The organism is Pseudomonas sp. NPDC089428, assembly GCF_044749325.1.
In the GTDB taxonomy this organism is placed as follows: Bacteria; Pseudomonadota; Gammaproteobacteria; order Pseudomonadales; family Pseudomonadaceae; genus Aquipseudomonas.
Window position 1 is genome coordinate 74,362 of the sequence record NZ_JBIVHT010000016.1, and the last position, 14,347, is coordinate 88,708.

Below are 14,347 nucleotides of genomic sequence, written 5' to 3' on the forward strand. Positions count from 1 at the left end.
CGCCCTTGGCGCGGCGGCGCAGGCCGCATGGCACACGACTCTCGCTACGTCTGTAGTACACGGGGAATAATGGCGGCAGCTTATGTCGGCACTTGAAAGTTTGTCCTGGGAAGTTGCTTATCCTCCGACGCTCGACTTCGGTCAGCAACTGACCCGTGAGCAATTGCTCAACTCCATGCAAACCACCATGTCTCGCCATGAAGGTGGCCCCGTCTGGTTGTTTGCCTATGGTTCGTTGATCTGGCGGCCGGAATGCAATTCTGTGGAGCGCCAGCGGGCGCGAGTACATGGTTATCACCGCGGCTTGTACCTGTGGTCGCACGAGCACCGGGGCACGCCGGAAACGCCAGGCCTGGTGTTCGGCCTTGATCGCGGCGGCTCCTGCAGCGGTTTTGCCTACCGCCTGGATGAAAGCAACCTGGACGATTCGCTGATGGCCCTGTGGCAGCGGGAGATGCCTTATCCGGCCTATCGGCCGCACTGGCTCAGTTGCCGGCTGGGTGATGGCAGCAAGGTGCAGGCGCTGGGGTTTGTGCTGGAGCGGCACTTGCCATGCTATGCAGGCAATTTGCCGGATACCTTGCTCAGCCAGATCCTGGCCAGTGCCAAGGGGCGTTACGGCTCGACACGGGATTATGTCGAGCAGACCTTGCATGCGCTGCGCAGCCACCAGATGCCGGATCGCAACCTCGAGGCTCGGTTCAGGCGTTGCCATAACCTGCGCGAACTTTGATTGGGCGACTGGCCCTTTCGCGGGGCAAGCCCGCTCCCACAGGTACTTCACAAACGTCCAGGATTGTAAGGGACCTGTGGGAGTGGGCTTGCCCCGCGAAAGGGCCGGGCCTTCCCTAATTGGCCAGCACCACCAACTTACCCACAGCCCGCCGCTGCCCAAGCGCTTCAATTGCAGCCCCGGCTTCAGCCAGTGGATAAGTCCTCGACACCAATGGCTTCAGCTTGCCTTCGGCATGCCAGGCAAACAACTGCCGGAAGTTGGCGGCATTGTCCTCTGGCTGGCGCTGGGCAAACGCGCCCCAGAACACCCCAAGCACCGCCGCCCCCTTGAGCAGCACCAGGTTCGCCGCCATCTGCGGTATGGTCCCGCTGGCAAACCCCACCACCAGCAGCCGGCCCTGCCATGCCAGGCCGCGCACGGCTTGGTCGAACAGCTCACCGCCCACTGGGTCGTAGATCACATCGACGCCCTGGCCGCCGGTCAAGCGCTTGATTTCTTCCTTGAGGCTGGCCTGGCTGTAGTCGATCAACTCGTCAGCCCCGGCAGCCTTGGCTACGGCAAGTTTCTCGGCGCTACTGGCTGCGGCGATCACTTTTGCGCCCATGGCCTTGCCGACTTCCACCGCTGCCAGGCCAACACCACCCGATGCGCCGAGCACCAGCAGGGTTTCGCCGGGTTGCAGCTGGCCGCGCTGCTTGAGCGCATGCATCGAGGTGCCATAAGTCATGCCGAACGCGGCGGCAGTGGCAAAATCCATGTGCTCGGGAATCGGCATCACGTTGTAGAACGGTACCGCCACCTGCTCGGCGAACGCCCCCCAGCCGGTCAGGGCCATCACCCGGTCGCCCACCTTGAAGGTGCCGGCCCGTTCGCCGACCGCGGCAACCACACCTGCAGCCTCGCCGCCCGGGGAGAACGGCAGGGGTGGCTGGAACTGGTATTTGCCTTCGATGATCAGCGTGTCGGGGAAGTTGACCCCGGCAGCCTGCACGTCGAGCAGGATCTCGTTCTTCTTCGGTACAGGGCTGGCCACGTCCTCCAGTACCAGGTCGCGAGCCGGGCCCAGGGTTTTGCACAACACAGCTTTCATCGGGGCTATTCCTTTGCGTGTAGTGGCCGATAAGTGTAGGAGGGTCGCCTGCCGGGTCAACGAGCATGGCCGGCCCTGATGTGCGGGTATAAGTGCTGGCATAAGCCCGGGCTTGGGTTTGAGCGGCATGCTGGGTAAGCTGGCGCCAACTGTTTCTAGGAGCGAATTCGTGAAAGCGTGGATCTTGATGGTGCTGGCGCTGATGCTGCCAGCGGCGGCCATGGCCGAGGAAGCCAAGGAAGGGGAACCGAAGGTTTCCTATATCACCCTGAGCCCGCCCTTCGTCGGCAATTACGCCCTCGATGGCAGCCCCAAGCTGCGCGTGTACAAGGCCGATGTGGCCCTGCGTGTGACCGGCGACGCCGCAGCAACTGCGGTCAAGCATCAGGAACCGCTGATCCGCAACCAGCTGGTGGCACTGTTCACCCAGCAGACTGTTGAGACCATGAGCAACGTCGACGCCAAGGAAAAGCTGCGTCAGGAAGCGTTGAAGCAGGTGCAGCAGGTGATGGAAGCGGAAGAGGGCAAGCCGATTGTCGAGGATCTGCTGTTCAATAACCTGATTGTGCAGTGAGTCGAACCTCACGGGCCCCTCGGGGATGTGGTCGAAACGCTGAAGCTAGCGCGATCACTGTGGGAGCGGGTTTACCCGCGAAGAATCCAGCGCAGTTTATGGCACCGGCTCCGCCGGTGTTCGCGGGTAAACCCGCTCCCACAGGAAATGCGTCGGGGCCGGCGAGTGCGTTCAGCGCGCCAGGGCGATGATCGCCGCCCACTGCTCTTCAGTCACCGGCATCACCGACAACCGTGTGCCTTTCTGCACCAGCGGCAACTCTGCCAGCGCACTCTGCTGCTTGAGCAAGCCCAGCCCCAGCACCTGCCGGAATGTCTTCACGTGGGCTACGTCCACCGCGCTCCACGGGTTCTTCTCGGCATTGGCCTTGGGGTCGAAGTAGTGGCTTTCCGGGTCCAGCGCCGTGGGATCGGGGTAGGCCGCCGCCGTGATCCGGGCGATGCCGGCAATGCCAGGCTGTGGGCAGCTGGAGTGGTAAAAGAAAAACTCGTCGCCCTCGCTCATGGCCCGCATGAAATTGCGCGCCTGGTAGTTGCGTACGCCATCCCAGCGCGCCTCGCCCAGGCGACCCAGGCCTTCGATCGAGAGCTCGTCGGGCTCGGACTTCATCAGCCAATAGGCCATGGATACTGCTCCTGAAAAGGTTTGAAATAACCTGTTGCACGAAACCGACAGCCGGTTGGCGTCAACGTTTGCGTGGCGACTCAGGTTGTCGGAAAATGCGCCGATTTTAAAGCTAGACGCTCCGGCGGCACCTAGAAGGTCGCCGAGCCTGAACGTATGCCTAGGGGGGCATTCTTCGATGAATCAACGCAAACCGGATCTACTGTGGATCCTGGTCTTCATCTTTGGACTGGGTGTGGTCACCACCGGTTATGCCCAGGGCATCTGGGAGAAAAAGCTGGATACCGCCTATCAGACTCCGGTCGACGCCAATCCGCAGCAACGTTGATGCCCCCTCGCTGACGCCGCTCAGTTCGGCGCCAGGTACCAGGCTCGGTCGCTTACCGTGCCCTGCAGTGGTACATCCCAACTGGCTTGTGCCAGTCGTTCTACCTTCTGGCATTCATGTGCCAGCCCCAGCAGCAGCGGTTTCTTCCAGGTCTTGCGGCGCGCCTGGTAGGCCAGGCTGCGGTCGTAGAACCCCCCGCCCATGCCCAGTCGCCCGCCGACTTCATCGAAACCGACCAACGGCAACAGGATCAGGTCCAGCGACCAGATCGGGCGCTGGCGCCTGCGATCGGTCAATGGTTCTGGAATACGGAAGCGGTTGCGCTTGAGTTTTTCGCCCTGTTCGAAACGCTGGAACACCATGCGCGTGCGCGGCCAGGCATGCAGCACTGGCAGGTAGGTGCGTTTGCCCCGGCGCTGGGCCTCGCGCAGCAGCAGGCGCGGGTCGATTTCACCGTCGTTGGGCAGGTACAGGGCGATATGCCGGGCGCGGCGGAACAAAGGGTGCTGCGCCAACTGGCGGTACAGGCCGCGTGAGGCCTGGTGTTGCTGGGCGGGTGTAAGGGCGCGGCGGGCGTTGCGTAGCAGGCGACGAAGCTGGGGGCGGGTGAGCGGCGCAGTTTCGGTCATGGCACTGGCTATCCCAGGTGTCGGTTTGCCCAGCTGAGCGCTGGGCAGGAAGAATCAGGCTCCCCGATAAGACCGCTATCGGTGTAGCCCTTGAACCCGAAAGTTCAAGGTGGAGATTGCAGGGGGCGTTAAGGCTTTCCGTCGGGCGGACATGCACACCGGCCCCAGCGTGCAACCCCCGTGGTTGTGCGTATCGGCTCAGGGACATAACCGACTGGCGCATCCCCCAGGGAGTGGCGCCAGTATACCAATCTCAGGGGTTTTTGGTACCCGCATCGTCGGACAAAGCCTGATCGACCCGCTCCAGCAGGTCGCGTACCTGTTCACGGCTGGTGCCACTCACCGGCGCGTCGCTGCGGTCTTCCTGGCGGTGCAGCATTTCGTGAGTGATGTTCAACGCCGCCATGACCGCAATGCGGTCGGCCCCGATCACCTTGCCGCTGCTGCGGATCTCGCGCATCTTGCCATCCAGGTAGCGCGCCGCGCTGACCAGGTTGTTGCGCTCTTCCGGCGGGCAGATGATCGAATACTCCTTGTCGAGGATCTGCACGGTGACGCTATTGCTTGAACTCATGAGTCTTGCTCCAGGGCCTTCAGGCGTAAAATCATCGACTCGACCTTGCGCTTGGCGATCTCGTTCTTTTCGATGAGGTGGGCGCGCTCCTCGCGCCAGGATTTTTCCTGAGCTACTAGGAGTGCATTTTGCCGTTTTAGTTGCTCGACGCGTTCGATCAGCAACTCGAATCGGCTCATCAGCGCTTGCAGGTCGTTCTCTTGCGTGGGTTGCACTCGATTCGCTCCGTCGTTGAATCACCCTGCGATGATGCCTCTCCCCGCGTAGCGGCGGCCAGTGCCGATGGTCTTGGCGCGCCTGCCGGTGCTAGGATACAAGGTCTTCATTCTAGTCAAATGCGCCGTCTGGCGCCTAGCCGACCATGCCTAATACTCAATCGCCTTACGTTGCCTTCGCCATGCTGCTCTCCAGCAATGGCCACCCTGTAACCCCTGCCGAGCTGCATGGCCTGTTGATCGGGCGCAGCTGTGCCGGTGCAGGCTTCGATGCCGAGGCCTGGCTGGCCGATGCCGCCCAACTGCTGGAAACCGAACCCGGCGACACCGTGCGCAACGCCCTGATCGGCCTGCAAGAGATGGTCAAGGGCGAGCTGAACAGCGAAGACATGGCCATCGTCCTGCTGCTGCCTAGCGACGATGCCGCACTGGCTGACCGCGCCGAGGCACTGGGCCAGTGGTGCCAGGGCTTCATCACCGGTTTTGGCCTGAACGCAGGTGGCAAGGACCTGTCTACCGAAGCCAAGGAAGTGCTGCAGGACCTGGTGGCGATTTCCCAGGTCCAGGAAGCACTCGAAGAATCCGAAGACGGCGAGAGCGACTACATGGAGGTCATGGAGTACCTGCGCGTCGCACCGCTGCTGCTGTACACGGAGCTGGCCGCGCCTGCCGCACCCGCGTCAAAACCTTCGCTGCACTGATCAACCGGGGGTAGTTCTGCCCATGAGCCACATACCCAAGGCCGAGTATGCCCGTCGGCGCAAGGCGCTGATGGCGCAGATGGTCCCCAACAGCATCGCCATCCTGCCCGCCGCCGCCGTTGCCATCCGCAACCGCGACGTCGAGCACGTGTACCGCCAGGACAGCGATTTCCAGTACCTCAGCGGCTTCCCCGAGCCCGAGGCGGTGATTGCCCTGATCCCTGGTCGCGAGCATGGCGAGTACGTGTTGTTCTGCCGCGAGCGCAACCCGGAGCGCGAGCAATGGGACGGGCTGCGTGCCGGCCAGGAAGGCGCAGTCCGTGACTTTGGCGCGGACGATGCGTTCCCGATCACCGATATCGACGAGATCCTGCCGGGCCTGATCGAAGGCCGCGAACGGGTCTACAGCGCCATGGGCAGCAATGCGGAGTTCGACCGCCGGCTGATGGACTGGATCAACGTGATCCGCTCCAAGGCACGCCTCGGCGCCCAGCCGCCGAACGAGTTCGTTGCGCTGGATCATCTGCTGCACGACATGCGCCTGTATAAATCGGCAGCGGAAGTGAAGGTGATGCGTACCGCCGCAGAGATCTCCGCGCGCGCCCATGTGCGGGCCATGCAGGCCTGCCGCGCAGGGCTGCACGAATACAGCCTGGAAGCCGAGCTGGACTATGAGTTCCGCAAGGGCGGGGCAAAGATGCCGGCCTACGGTTCGATCGTCGCCGCCGGGCGCAATGGCTGCATCCTGCATTACCAGCAGAACGATGCCCCGCTCAAGGACGGCGACCTGGTGCTGATCGATGCCGGTTGCGAGATCGACTGCTACGCCAGCGACATCACCCGTACCTTCCCGGTCAGCGGGCGTTTTTCGCCCGAGCAGAAGGCCATCTACGAGCTGGTGCTCAAGGCCCAGGCCGCTGCCTTTGCCGAGATTGCCCCAGGCAAGCACTGGAACCACGCCCACGAGGCGACCGTGCGGGTCATCACCGAAGGCCTGGTGGATCTCGGCTTGCTCAAGGGGCAAGTGCAGGCGCTGATCGACAGCGAGGCCTACCGGGCGTTCTACATGCACCGCGCCGGGCACTGGCTCGGCATGGATGTGCACGACGTCGGCGAATACAAGGTCGGTGGCGAGTGGCGGGTGCTGGAGCCCGGCATGGCGCTGACTGTCGAGCCAGGCATCTACATTGCCGCCGACAACCAGGAAGTCGCGAAGAAATGGCGCGGCATCGGCATCAGGATCGAGGATGACGTGGTAGTGACCAAGCAAGGTTGTGAAATCCTGACGTCGGGTGTACCCCGCACGGTCGCCGAGATCGAGGCGCTGATGCAGGCTGCACGTAAGGACGCGGCATGAGCCGGGTCAACCTGGCGATCATCGGCGGCGGGCTGGTCGGTGCGAGCCTGGCCCTGGCCCTGCAGGCCGGCGCCAAGGCGCGCGGCTGGAAGATCCTGCTGATCGAGCCGTTCGCCCCCGGCGACAGCTTCCAGCCCAGCTACGATGCGCGTTCTTCGGCGCTGTCGTTTGGCACCCGGCAGATTTACCAGCACCTTGGCCTGTGGCAAACCATCAGCGCGCGCGCCGAGCCGATCCGGCAAATTCAGGTTTCCGACCGTGGCCGCTTCGGCGCCACCCGCCTGGACGCCATGGAAGAAGGCGTGCCGGCCCTGGGTTACGTGGTGGAAAACGCCTGGCTCGGGCAATGCCTGTGGCAGGGGCTGGACAGTGAGGTGGTGAGCTGGCGCTGCCCGGCCGAAGTGAAGGCGATGCAGGCCATCGAGGGTGGCTATCGCCTGCTGCTGGATGACGACACCAGCCTTGAATGCGACCTCGCCGTGCTGGCCGATGGCGGCCGCTCCGGTCTGCGCGAGCAGTTGGGCATTCATGTGCGCCGTACCCCCTACGAACAGAGCGCACTGATCGCCAACATCACCCCTGGCGAGGCCCACTGTGGCCAAGCCTTCGAGCGCTTCACCGAGCAAGGCCCGATGGCCTTGCTGCCATTGCCGGAAAACCGCTGCGCGCTGGTCTGGACACGGCAAGGGATGGATGCCCGGCGCCTGGCCGAGATCGACGAGCGCAGCTTCCTGCGCGAGTTGCAGGATGCCTTTGGCTACCGCCTCGGTGCCCTGCGCCAGGTCGGTGCGCGGCATCTCTATCCGCTGGCGCTGATCGAGGCCGAAGAGCAGGTGCGGCCACACCTGGTGGTGTTGGGCAACGCGGCGCACAGCCTGCACCCGATCGCCGGCCAAGGCTTCAACCTGTCGCTGCGTGACGTGCAGTCGCTGGCCGATGCCCTGTTGGCGGGCCCACAGCATCCAGGCGACCTGGCCAGCCTGCAGGCCTATCGCCAGCGTCAACGTCTCGACCAGGCGCTGACCATCGGCTTCTCCGACCAGGTCACTCGCCTGTTCGGCAGCAATCAGCCGCTGTTGGCGGCCGGGCGCAATCTCGGCCTGCTCGGGCTCGACCTGCTGCCACCGGCAAAAAGCTGGTTCGCCCGGCAGGCCATGGGCCTGGGTACCCGCCCAGACCCGCGGGGCCAGGCATGAGCAACCCACGCAGGCTGGCGCGCCGGGCGCGCATGTTGCGCTGGCTGCTGAACTTCTACCCGCCCTACATCGGTGCCGGTATCCGCATCCAGCACATCAGCCCGGACATGCGCAGCGTCAAGGTACGCATGAAGCTGACCCGCTGGAACCGCAACTACGTCGGCACCCAGTTTGGCGGCAGCCTGTACTCGATGGTCGACCCGTTCTACATGCTGCTGCTTATCGAGCAGCTGGGCCGCGAATACATCGTCTGGGACAAGGCCGCCAGCATTGACTTCATCGCCCCAGGCAAGAGCACGGTTTACGCCGAATTCCACGTCGATGATGCGCTGCTGGATGAGATTCGCCAGCAGACCGCCGGCGGCAAGAAATACCTGCCCCGTGTGCAGGTCGATATCCGTGACGAAGCCGGCGAGCTGGTGGCACGGGTCGATAAAACCCTATACGTGCGGCTCAAGCCGCAAGCGAGGCAGGCGTAAGGCATGGAAATGCGCGCAGATCTGTTGATTGTCGGTGCCGGTATGGTCGGCAGCGCCCTGGCCCTGGCGCTTCGCCACAGCGGCCTGGAAATTCTCCTGCTGGATGGCGGCCCGCTGTCGGTCAAACCGTTCGACGGCGCCGCACCGTTCGAACCACGGGTGAGTGCCTTGTCGGCGGCCAGCCAGCGCATCCTTGAGCGCCTGGGTGCCTGGGAAGGCATCGCCAGTCGGCGCGTGTCGCCGTATTCCGACATGCATGTATGGGATGGCAGCGGTACCGGTCAGATTCATTTCTCGGCAGCCAGCGTGCATGCCCAGGTGCTCGGCCATATCGTCGAGAACCGGGTGGTACAGGACGGTCTGCTCGAGCGCCTGCACGACAGCGACATCGGCCTGTTGCCCAATGCCCGTCTGGAGCAGCTGCGCCGCTCCGGTGACGAATGGCTGCTGACCCTTGCCGATGGCCGCCAGCTGCGCACACCGTTGGTGGTAGCCGCCGACGGCGCCAACTCGGCGGTGCGCCGACTGGCCGGTTGCCAGACCCGCGAATGGGATTATCTGCATCACGCGATCGTCACCAGCGTGCGCTGCAGTGCCGCACACCAGGCCACCGCCTGGCAGCGGTTCACCGATGAGGGGCCCCTGGCGTTCCTGCCGTTGTCGCGTGACGGAAAGCAGGACTGGTGCTCGATCGTCTGGTCGACGACGCCAGAGCAGGCCGAGCAGGTCATGGCGCTGGATGAACAGGCCTTCCTCAAAGCCCTGGAGCGTGCCTTCGAGGGGCGTCTGGGCGATGTGCTGGAAGCCGACCCGCGCGTCTGCGTGCCGTTGCGCCAGCGCCACGCCAAGCGCTACGTGGACGAAGGGCTGGTGCTGATCGGCGATGCCGCGCACACCATTCACCCGTTGGCCGGGCAGGGTGTCAACCTGGGCTTCCTCGATGCTGCCGTGCTGGCCGAGGTGCTGGAGAATGCCTGCGCGCGTGGTGAGCGGTTGGCGGATGTGAAGGTGCTCAGCCGTTATGAGCGCCGGCGCATGCCGCACAACCTGGCGTTGATGGCGGCGATGGAGGGTTTTGAGCGGTTGTTCCAGGCCAACCCGCTGCCGTTGCGCTGGTTGCGTAACAGCGGGTTGAAGCTGGTGGAGCAGATGCCGGAAGCCAAGGCGATGTTCGTGCGCCAGGCCCTGGGGTTGACCGGGGACCTCCCGGAGCTGGCCAAGGCTTGAGCTGGTGGGGCCGCAAAGCGGCCCCTTGCAACATTCGGTAACTGCTCGGTAGATGAGCTGGAAAATGGGATTCACTACCATTTGCACCTCTCATACGATCCGAGGAGTGCTTTCCATGTTGCCACGCAAGCCCCTATTGGCCGCCCTGGCCCTGACCCTGTTCGGCGGCACAGCCCAGGCGGCGGACGAAGTGGTGGTGTACTCCTCGCGCATCGACGAGCTGATCAAACCGGTATTCGACGCCTACACTGCCAAGACCGGGGTCAAGGTCAAGTTCATCACCGACAAGGAAGCCCCACTGATGCAGCGCATCAAGGCCGAGGGCGAGAACGGTGTGGCCGACCTGCTGCTCACGGTCGATGCCGGCAACCTTTGGCAGGCCGAGCAGATGGGCATCCTGCAACCGATCAAGTCGGACATCATCGACCAGAACATCCCACCGCAGTACCGCGCTTCCTCCCATGACTGGACCGGCCTGAGCCTGCGCGCGCGGACCATCATCTACTCCACCGAGCGGGTAAAGCCGGCCGAGCTGACCACCTACGAAGCCCTCGCCGACAAACAATGGGAAGGGCGTCTGTGCCTGCGTACGGCGAAGAAGGTGTACAACCAGTCGCTGACCGCCACGCTGATCGAGAACCACGGCGAGGCCAAGGCCGAACAGATCGTCAAAGGCTGGGTCAGCAACCTGTCCACCGATGTGTTCTCCGACGACAACGCCGTGATCCAGGCCATCGAAGCCGGCCAGTGCGATGTGGGCGTGGTCAACACCTACTACTACGGCCGCCTGCACGCCCAGAACCCGAAACTGCCGGTGAAGATCTTCTGGCCCAACCAGGGTGACCGTGGCGTACACGTCAACCTGTCGGGCATCGGCCTGACCAAGCATGCGCCACACCCGGAAGCCGCCAAGAAGCTGGTCGAGTGGATGACCGGCGAGGAGGCGCAGAAGCTGTTCGCCGACATCAACCAGGAGTTCCCGGCCAACCCGAAGGTCAAGCCGTCGGATGAAGTAGCGGCCTGGGGCAGCTTCAAGGCCGACAGCATTCCTGTGGAAGTGGCCGGCCAGCGCCAGGCCGAGGCCATCCGCCTGATGGACCGGGCTGGCTGGCGTTAAGCACCAGGCTTTACTCTTCCGGGGCCTGACAGGGCCCTTTCGCGGGTAAACCCGCTCCCACAGCTTGCGCCATCCTGAAGGGCGATGGTGTTGCTGTGGGAGCGGGTTTACCCGCGAACGACCGCGCAGCGGTCGCTATCGCAACCGAGAATTCAACCTTGCCGCACACCCCACAACGCCGCTGGTACCTCCCGGTCACCCTGACCGCTGCCCTGGTCCTCTTGCCCCTGAGCGTCCTGCTGCTGTCCTGGCAGTCGGTCGACCTGCAGATCTGGTCACACCTGCTCGACACCCAGATGGGCCGCCTGCTGGGCAATACCGCGACGCTGGTGGTAGGCGTCGGTATCGGCGTCACCCTGCTCGGCGTCAGCCTGGCCTGGCTCACCAGCCTCTGTGAGTTCCCTGGCCGGCGCTGGCTCGATTGGGCACTGATGTTGCCGTTCGCCATCCCGGCCTACGTGCTGGCCTTCGTCTTCGTCGGCCTGCTCGACTTTGCCGGCCCGGTGCAGAGCGCCCTGCGCGAGGTGTTCGGGCCCATGCGCCTGCCACGGGTGCGTTCCACCGGTGGAGTGATCATCGTCCTGGTGCTGGTGTTCTATCCCTATGTCTACCTGCTGGCGCGCACGGCGTTCCTGGCCCAGGGCAAGGGCTTGATGGAGGCTGCGCGGGTGCTTGGCCTGTCACCGCTGCAAGCCTTCTGGCGGGTAGCCCTGCCGATGGCGCGGCCAGCGATTGGTGCCGGCATCGCCCTGGCGCTGATGGAGACCCTGGCCGATTTCGGCGCCGTGGCGGTGTTCAATTTCGATACCCTCACCACGGCCATCTACAAGACCTGGTACGGCTTCTTCAGCCTGTCCAGCGCGGCCCAGCTGGCCAGCCTGCTGCTGTTGGCGGTGATGCTGGTGTTGTACGGCGAGCGCCGCGCCCGTGGCGCTACCCGCAGCGGCAACGAGCGCCCGCGCGGGCAGGCGCTTTACCACTTGCGCGGGGTCAAGGCGCTGCTGGCCAGCGGCTGGTGCCTGCTGGTGTTCGCCTGCGCTTTCGTCATTCCACTTCTGCAGTTGCTGGCGTGGTTCTGGCAGCGCGGTCGGCATGACCTGGACGAGCGGTATATCGGCCTGGTGCTGCACACCTTGTACCTGGGCGGCATGGCCGCTCTGATCACCGTTTGCGTGGCCCTGCTGCTGGCCTTCGCCCGCCGTCAGGCACCGACCGGCGGCATCCGCGCAGGCGTCGGCCTGGCCAACCTGGGCTATGCCTTGCCCGGCTCGGTGCTGGCAGTGTCGATCATGCTGGCCTTCAGTTACCTGGACAATCAGTTGGTCATTCCGCTGTCGAGCTGGTTGGGTGGCGCGGGCAAGCCATTGTTGCTGGGCAGCCTGGCCGCTTTGCTGCTGGCCTACCTGGTGCGCTTCATCGCCGTGGCCTATGGCCCGTTGGAGAGCAGCCTGGAACGTATCCGCCCATCATTGCCGGAGGCCTCGCGTAGCCTCGGTGTCGGTGGCGTGGGTTTATTTTTCAAGGTGTATCTGCCGCTGCTGGTTCCTGGGGCCCTGAGTGCCGCGTTGCTGGTATTTGTCGATGTGCTCAAGGAAATGCCCGCCACCTTGCTGATGCGCCCGTTCGGCTGGGACACCTTGGCGGTCAGGGTGTTCGAGATGACCAGCGAAGGCGAATGGGCGCGTGCCTCGCTACCGGCGCTGACCTTGGTGCTGGTAGGGCTGTTGCCGGTCATCGGGCTGATCCGCCGTTCCGCTCGGCGTACGGGTCACAGTCACTGAGGATGCCAGCTTGCGCCCTTGCGGCTACAATGCGCGGCATTCGCGCGGCGGGTCCTACAAGAAGAGCTGACGATTAAACGTCATCGACCGCCGCCGCTTCGCCACGCCCGGAAGGAGAAACCCATGGGACAGCGCACGCTTTTGTACGACTTGCACCTGGCGCTCGGCGCCAAGACGGTCGATTTCGGTGGCTGGGACATGCCGCTGCACTATGGCTCGCAGGTCGAGGAGCACCATCAGGTGCGCAGCGACTGCGGTGTCTTCGATGTTTCCCACATGACGGTCATCGACATTGCTGGTGACGACGCCACACCCTGGCTGCAACGTCTGCTGGCCAACGACGTGGCCCGTCTCGACGTCACCGGCAAGGCGCTGTACAGCCCGCTGCTCAACGATGAAGGCGGGGTTATCGACGACCTGATCGTCTATCGCACCCAAGGCGGTTACCGCCTGGTCACCAACGCGGCCACGCGGGCGAAGGTCATCGCTTGGCTGCAGCTTCAGAGCGCCGGTTTCAGCGTCTCGTTCGACGTGCGTCCGGACCTGGCCATCCTCGCCATCCAGGGGCCCCATGCCCGCGAGAAAGTCGCCGCGCTGCTGAGCCCAGCTCGTGCCGCGCTGATCCGTGAGCTGCGCCCGTTCGAAGGTGTTGCCGAAGGTGACTGGTTCATCGCCCGCACTGGCTACACCGGTGAAGACGGCCTGGAAATCATCCTGCCGGGCGACCAGGCTGTAGCCTTCTTCAACGACCTGGTCGGCGCCGGCATCGCGCCGAGCGGCCTGGGCGCGCGCGACACCCTGCGTCTGGAAGCTGGCATGAACCTGTACGGCCAGGATATCGACGAGAACCACACCCCGCTGACCTCCAACCTGGGTTGGTGCATCGCCTGGGAGCCAGCCGAACGCAACTTCGTCGGCCGTACCGGCCTGCTGGCGGAAATCGAGCGCGGTGTGCAGGAAAAACTGGTTGGCCTGGTGCTCGAAGAGCGTGGTGTGCTGCGCGCCCACCAGGTGGTTCGTGTAGCCGGGATTGGCGAAGGGGAGATCACCAGTGGTAGTTTCTCGCCTACGCTGAGCAAGTCCATTGCCCTGGCACGTGTGCCCATGGCTACGGGTGACCGTGCCGAGGTCGAGATCCGCGGCAAATGGTACCCGGTACGGGTGGTCAAGCCGACCTTCGTGCGCCAAGGCAAGATTCTGATCTGAACATTCAACGGCGGGCCGAACCGCTGACCCAAACGAGGAATTCAAGACATGAGCAATATCCCCGCCGATCTGCGTTTCGCCGAAAGCCACGAGTGGGCGCGCCTGGAAGCTGACGGCAGCGTAACCGTAGGCATCAGCGACCACGCCCAGGAAGCGCTGGGTGACGTGGTGTTCGTCGAGCTGGCCGAAGTCGGCAAGGTGTTCGCTGCTGGCGACGCTGCAGGCGTGGTCGAATCGGTCAAGGCCGCGTCCGACATCTATGCGCCGGTTTCCGGTGAAGTGATCGCGGTCAACGAAGAACTGGCCGACAGCCCGGAACTGCTCAACGAAGAACCGTACGGATCGTGGATCTTCAAGCTCAAGCCAAGCAACCCGGCCGAGCTCGACAAGCTGCTGGATGCCGCTGGCTACAAAGCCGCCATCGGCGAGTGATACCGCAGCGCCTGTTTCGCGGCTAAAGCCGCTCCTACAGGTATGGCGCCGCGCTCGAGGCCTGTGCGCACCTCTGTAGGA

Annotated in this window: 17 protein-coding genes and 1 other RNA gene; 12 read left to right on the forward strand and 6 right to left on the reverse strand. The window is 64.1% G+C overall.

What is annotated here, in order from left to right; all coding sequences use genetic code 11:
- Positions 1 to 82: 82 nt before the first annotated feature.
- Positions 83 to 733 carry a gamma-glutamylcyclotransferase gene (locus tag ACIPZ5_RS23060; protein WP_343599081.1) on the forward strand — a complete coding sequence of 217 codons (651 nt, stop codon included), beginning with the start codon at positions 83 to 85 and terminating at the stop codon, positions 731 to 733.
- Between the two features lie 115 nt (positions 734 to 848).
- Here the strand turns inward: ACIPZ5_RS23060 and ACIPZ5_RS23065 are convergent, their stop codons facing one another.
- Positions 849 to 1,826 carry an NADPH:quinone oxidoreductase family protein gene (locus ACIPZ5_RS23065; RefSeq protein ID WP_400810815.1) on the reverse strand — a complete coding sequence of 326 codons (978 nt, stop codon included), beginning with the start codon at positions 1,824 to 1,826 and terminating at the stop codon, positions 849 to 851.
- A gap of 169 nt (positions 1,827 to 1,995) precedes the next feature.
- Between ACIPZ5_RS23065 and ACIPZ5_RS23070 the strand changes: the two genes are divergently transcribed.
- Entirely contained in the window at positions 1,996 to 2,400 is a 405-nt protein-coding gene (locus ACIPZ5_RS23070; protein WP_060513239.1) for a flagellar basal body-associated protein FliL, read from the forward strand.
- A gap of 171 nt (positions 2,401 to 2,571) precedes the next feature.
- Here the strand turns inward: ACIPZ5_RS23070 and ACIPZ5_RS23075 are convergent, their stop codons facing one another.
- A complete protein-coding gene (locus ACIPZ5_RS23075) occupies positions 2,572 to 3,024 on the reverse strand; it encodes an EVE domain-containing protein (protein WP_261942230.1) in 453 nt (150 codons plus the stop codon).
- A gap of 178 nt (positions 3,025 to 3,202) precedes the next feature.
- Between ACIPZ5_RS23075 and ACIPZ5_RS23080 the strand changes: the two genes are divergently transcribed.
- The gene (locus ACIPZ5_RS23080) at positions 3,203 to 3,352 is read left to right on the forward strand and encodes a hypothetical protein (protein WP_177408540.1); all 150 of its coding nucleotides are present in this window, start codon (positions 3,203 to 3,205) and stop codon (positions 3,350 to 3,352) included.
- A 20-nt stretch (positions 3,353 to 3,372) separates the two neighbouring features.
- Here the strand turns inward: ACIPZ5_RS23080 and ACIPZ5_RS23085 are convergent, their stop codons facing one another.
- From ACIPZ5_RS23085 to ACIPZ5_RS23100, 4 genes are all read right to left on the reverse strand, one after another.
- Positions 3,373 to 3,981: a 5-formyltetrahydrofolate cyclo-ligase gene (locus ACIPZ5_RS23085; RefSeq protein ID WP_261942231.1), complete on the reverse strand. Its 609-nt coding sequence runs from the start codon at positions 3,979 to 3,981 to the stop codon at positions 3,373 to 3,375.
- A 56-nt stretch (positions 3,982 to 4,037) separates the two neighbouring features.
- A non-coding RNA gene (gene ssrS, locus ACIPZ5_RS23090) (6S RNA) lies at positions 4,038 to 4,217 on the reverse strand.
- A 17-nt stretch (positions 4,218 to 4,234) separates the two neighbouring features.
- Complete coding sequence (locus tag ACIPZ5_RS23095; RefSeq protein ID WP_261942232.1) at positions 4,235 to 4,555, reverse strand: cell division protein ZapA; 321 nt, start codon at positions 4,553 to 4,555, stop codon at positions 4,235 to 4,237.
- Entirely contained in the window at positions 4,552 to 4,734 is a 183-nt protein-coding gene (locus ACIPZ5_RS23100; RefSeq protein ID WP_029886233.1) for a TIGR02449 family protein, read from the reverse strand. Before ACIPZ5_RS23100 ends, ACIPZ5_RS23095 begins: the two co-directional genes overlap by 4 nt.
- A gap of 182 nt (positions 4,735 to 4,916) precedes the next feature.
- Between ACIPZ5_RS23100 and ACIPZ5_RS23105 the strand changes: the two genes are divergently transcribed.
- The 9 genes from ACIPZ5_RS23105 to gcvH all read left to right on the forward strand — a co-directional run bounded on the left by ACIPZ5_RS23105 (position 4,917) and on the right by gcvH (position 14,266).
- Positions 4,917 to 5,471, forward strand: coding sequence for a YecA family protein (locus tag ACIPZ5_RS23105; protein WP_294335667.1), 555 nt, complete (start codon positions 4,917 to 4,919; stop codon positions 5,469 to 5,471).
- Positions 5,472 to 5,493: 22 nt separating this feature from the next.
- Positions 5,494 to 6,828 (forward strand): Xaa-Pro aminopeptidase, encoded by a 1,335-nt coding sequence (gene pepP, locus ACIPZ5_RS23110; RefSeq protein WP_343599074.1) that lies wholly within the window; start codon positions 5,494 to 5,496, stop codon positions 6,826 to 6,828.
- Entirely contained in the window at positions 6,825 to 8,024 is a 1,200-nt protein-coding gene (gene ubiH, locus ACIPZ5_RS23115; RefSeq protein WP_261942234.1) for a 2-octaprenyl-6-methoxyphenyl hydroxylase, read from the forward strand. The genes pepP and ubiH overlap by 4 nt, the downstream gene beginning before the upstream one ends.
- On the forward strand, positions 8,021 to 8,503 hold the full coding sequence (locus ACIPZ5_RS23120; RefSeq protein WP_261942235.1) for a DUF4442 domain-containing protein: 483 nt from the start codon (positions 8,021 to 8,023) through the stop codon (positions 8,501 to 8,503). Before ubiH ends, ACIPZ5_RS23120 begins: the two co-directional genes overlap by 4 nt.
- Before the next feature lie 9 nt (positions 8,504 to 8,512).
- Entirely contained in the window at positions 8,513 to 9,730 is a 1,218-nt protein-coding gene (locus ACIPZ5_RS23125; RefSeq protein WP_343599138.1) for a 2-octaprenyl-3-methyl-6-methoxy-1,4-benzoquinol hydroxylase, read from the forward strand.
- A 115-nt stretch (positions 9,731 to 9,845) separates the two neighbouring features.
- Positions 9,846 to 10,847, forward strand: a complete 1,002-nt coding sequence (locus ACIPZ5_RS23130) for an extracellular solute-binding protein (RefSeq protein WP_261942236.1) — start codon at positions 9,846 to 9,848, stop codon at positions 10,845 to 10,847.
- Positions 10,848 to 11,005: 158 nt separating this feature from the next.
- Positions 11,006 to 12,628 carry an ABC transporter permease gene (locus tag ACIPZ5_RS23135; RefSeq protein WP_400810819.1) on the forward strand — a complete coding sequence of 541 codons (1,623 nt, stop codon included), beginning with the start codon at positions 11,006 to 11,008 and terminating at the stop codon, positions 12,626 to 12,628.
- A 123-nt stretch (positions 12,629 to 12,751) separates the two neighbouring features.
- The gene (gene gcvT / locus ACIPZ5_RS23140) at positions 12,752 to 13,834 is read left to right on the forward strand and encodes a glycine cleavage system aminomethyltransferase GcvT (RefSeq protein ID WP_400810820.1); all 1,083 of its coding nucleotides are present in this window, start codon (positions 12,752 to 12,754) and stop codon (positions 13,832 to 13,834) included.
- Between the two features lie 48 nt (positions 13,835 to 13,882).
- A complete protein-coding gene (gene gcvH / locus ACIPZ5_RS23145; RefSeq protein WP_343599068.1) occupies positions 13,883 to 14,266 on the forward strand; it encodes a glycine cleavage system protein GcvH in 384 nt (127 codons plus the stop codon).
- Positions 14,267 to 14,347 lie beyond the last annotated feature (81 nt).